Origin of the sequence: Bacteroides sp. (assembly GCF_029057325.1) — a bacterium.
Taxonomy (GTDB): Bacteria; Bacteroidota; Bacteroidia; order Bacteroidales; family Bacteroidaceae; genus Bacteroides.
Map to the genome: position 1 here is coordinate 1 of NZ_JAICZW010000115.1, position 2,315 is coordinate 2,315.

The following is a 2,315-nucleotide window of genomic DNA, read 5'->3' on the forward strand; positions in this document are numbered from 1 at the left end:
TCCTGAAGGAACTGAACATCAAGGCGCTGGTTATCATCGGTGGTGATGACTCCAACACCAACGCTTGTGTATTGGCTGAGTATTATGCTGCGAAGAACTACGGCATACAGGTAATCGGTTGCCCGAAGACCATCGACGGTGACTTGAAGAACGATATGATTGAGACTTCTTTCGGTTTCGATACTGCTTGTAAGACTTACTCTGAAGTAATCGGTAATATCCAACGCGACTGCAACTCCGCCCGCAAGTACTGGCACTTCATCAAGCTGATGGGACGTTCCGCTTCCCACATCGCTTTGGAATGCGCTTTGCAGGTACAGCCCAACATCTGTATCATCTCTGAGGAAGTAGAAGAGAAGAATCTCTCTTTGGATGACATCGTGACCAACATCGCTCAGGTGGTTGCCGACCGTGCAGCTCAAGGCAACAACTTCGGTACCGTATTGATTCCCGAAGGTTTGGTTGAGTTCATCCCCGCCATGAAGCGTCTGATTGCCGAACTGAACGACTTCCTTGCTGCCAATGCCGAAGAGTTCGCTCAAATCAAGAAGTCTGCTCAGCGTGACTACATCATCCGTCACCTCTCTGCGGAGAACTCCGCTATCTATGCAAGCCTGCCCGAAGGCGTGGCACGCCAGTTGTCTTTGGACCGCGACCCGCACGGAAACGTACAGGTATCTCTGATTGAGACTGAAAAGCTGCTGTCTGAAATGGTAGGCACGAAGCTGGCTCAGTGGAAGGAAGAGGGCAAGTATGTAGGCAAGTTCGCTGCTCAGCACCACTTCTTCGGTTACGAAGGACGTTGCGCCGCTCCGTCCAACTTCGATGCCGACTACTGCTACTCATTGGGTTATGCGGCTTCCGCATTGATTGCCAACGGCAAGACCGGTTACATGTCTTCCGTACGCAACACGACTGCTCCGGCTGAAGAGTGGATTGCAGGCGGTGTGCCCATCACGATGATGATGAACATGGAACGTCGTCACGGCGAAATGAAGCCGGTTATCCAAAAGGCGCTGGTGAAACTGGACGGTGCTCCGTTCAAGGCATTTGCCGCTCAGCGCGACCGTTGGGCTTTGGAGACAGATTATGTATATCCGGGTCCTATCCAATACTTCGGTCCTACAGAGGTTTGTGACCAACCGACAAGGACACTGCAATTGGAACAGGCTAAATAAAGCTGACGAATCAGTTTAAGTGTGACTGTTATAAAATGAAAGGGCGGGTCATTCCGCCCTTTCTTCTACTCGTATATGGCACCCGCAAAATCAACCGCAAAATCATCCGCAAAGTCCAGGCGTAAACCCGCTGTCCGTCGTTCCTCTTCCCCACGGGGCAGGAAGAAGGTGCAGGAACGTGTTATGCCTGTATGGATGCGTAATCTCTTGACGGTGTGCATCGTGGTTGTCTTTTCTGCCGGATTCTATTGGTTCTGTGTCCGTCCTTACGCTTATCGTTGGAAGCCGTGCTATGGAATGAAAGGTTACGGGGTTTGTCTGCCTTGCAGTTACGAGGTACATGGCATCGACATCTCCCACTATCAGGGTAAAATCGATTGGGAGACGCTGTCCCGGAATCGGCATACAGAGTTCCCTCTCTGTTTTATCTTCCTAAAGGCGACTGAAGGGGGTGACCACGGAGACGACACGTTTGCACAGAACTTCGGCGAGGCACGCAAGTATGGTTTCATCCGTGGTGCTTACCATTATTTCATTCCGAAGACCGATGCGGACAAGCAGGCGGACTTCTTCATCCGTACCGTACAACTGGAAAAGGGAGATCTCCCTCCTGTGCTCGATGTGGAGACTATCGGCAAAAAGCAGTCGCCGCAAGAACTGAAGAGAGCCGTCAAAACCTGGCTGGACAAGGTGGAATCCCATTACGGCGTGAAGCCCATTCTTTATACTTCCTATAAATTCAAGGAACGTTATCTCAACGATTCCGTCTTCAACACCTATCCCTATTGGATAGCCCATTACTACGTGGACTCCGTGCGCTACGAAGGCCAATGGAACTTCTGGCAGCATACTGATGTGGGCACTGTGCCCGGCATTGAGAAGGAGGTCGATTTGAATGTGTTCAACGGCGTGTTGGAGGAGTTGCAGACACTCACCCTGCCATGACATCCTATTTTTAGCGGCAACTTCTTTCCCGATTCGCACGAATTGCCTATTTTTGTGCCCATTAATGATTGAAAACCATGGAAACTACAAGAACAATGAATGCGCCGCGGATAGGACATGCGCGTGTGGACGTAGCCGATGTGCTGCGCGGACTGGCGGTGATGGGCATCATCATCCTACACTCTATCGAAC

General features: G+C 51.1%; 2 protein-coding genes. Both read left to right on the top strand.

From position 1 onward, the window contains the following. A partial coding sequence (locus K2G43_RS07095) for a diphosphate--fructose-6-phosphate 1-phosphotransferase (RefSeq protein ID WP_300153768.1) occupies nt 1-1,178 on the top strand: 1,178 nt, incomplete at its 5' end. Between the two features lie 183 nt (nt 1,179-1,361). Next, nucleotides 1,362-2,123 carry a glycoside hydrolase family 25 protein gene (locus K2G43_RS07100; protein ID WP_297642947.1) on the top strand — a complete coding sequence of 254 codons (762 nt, stop codon included), beginning with the start codon at nt 1,362-1,364 and terminating at the stop codon, nt 2,121-2,123. Nucleotides 2,124-2,315 lie beyond the last annotated feature (192 nt).